Genomic DNA, 817 nt, shown 5'->3' with positions numbered 1-817 from the left:
AGCGGGCGGCCACGAAGGCCCAGTAGCCGCCGCCGGCCATCGCCCAGCCGAAGCCGGCCGCCGACAGCAGGGCGCCGGCGGCGAAGGTGCGGGCCACGCCGTAGCGCTCGGCCCAGCGCCCGGCAAACGGGGTGAACAGCGCAAAACTGAGCATGTAGGCGGAGATCGGTAGCCCGATGGCCGCGGCGTCGGCCGGGGCGAGGCTGGCGATGTGGAGCGGCAGGAAGGCGCGGGTGAGCTCTTCCGACAGGATCAGCAGGAACACCGAGAGCCGGGCCAGGGCCAGCCGGGCGAGGCGGGCGGCGAGGGCGAGTTCGTCTCCGGCGAGGATCGCGCCGAGGGCTTCGTTGAACAGCACCACCGCCACCACAAAGACGATGGCGAGGTCGAGGGTCAGGCTGCGCAGCTCCCGGGCCACCACGTCGGCGTCGGTGATCACCCGCACCCGCGCGCCGGGCTGGGCGGCGATGGGCGTGACGACCTCGCTGCCGGCCTGCCCGCTGCGGCTGGCGTGGTCGTTGCGGCCGCGGCCTTCCAGCTGAAAGGCGAGGATCTCCGGGTGGCGGGCGAGGGTGTCGTCGAAGTAGTCGCCGACGCCGGCCAGGTGCTCGAAGGGGATGCCCAGATCGACGGCGTTGTCGATGCGCCCGGCCAGCAGCCGGCCCAGCGCTGCGGCCTTGGCGTCGAGGGCGGGGGCGAGCTGCTCCGAAAAGCCCGGCAAGGCCTGCAGGCTGAGGGTGAGGCTGCTGGCGCAGGCGAGCAGCAGGGCGGCGGCCAGCAGCCGCACGCGCAGGGCAATGCGCCGGCCGAGATGGGC

At 74.1% G+C, this 817-nt stretch carries 1 protein-coding gene; it reads right to left on the bottom strand.

From position 1 onward, the window contains the following. Window positions 1-817, bottom strand: an 817-nt coding sequence (locus tag QQK25_RS23250) for an MFS transporter (protein WP_284190088.1), incomplete at both ends; no start/stop codon positions are given.

This window comes from Zoogloea oryzae, assembly GCF_030161255.1.
GTDB lineage: Bacteria > Pseudomonadota > Gammaproteobacteria > Burkholderiales > Rhodocyclaceae > Zoogloea > Zoogloea oryzae.
Note: the sequence above shows the minus strand (reverse complement) of the source record. Positions and strands in the feature narration are given on the sequence as shown.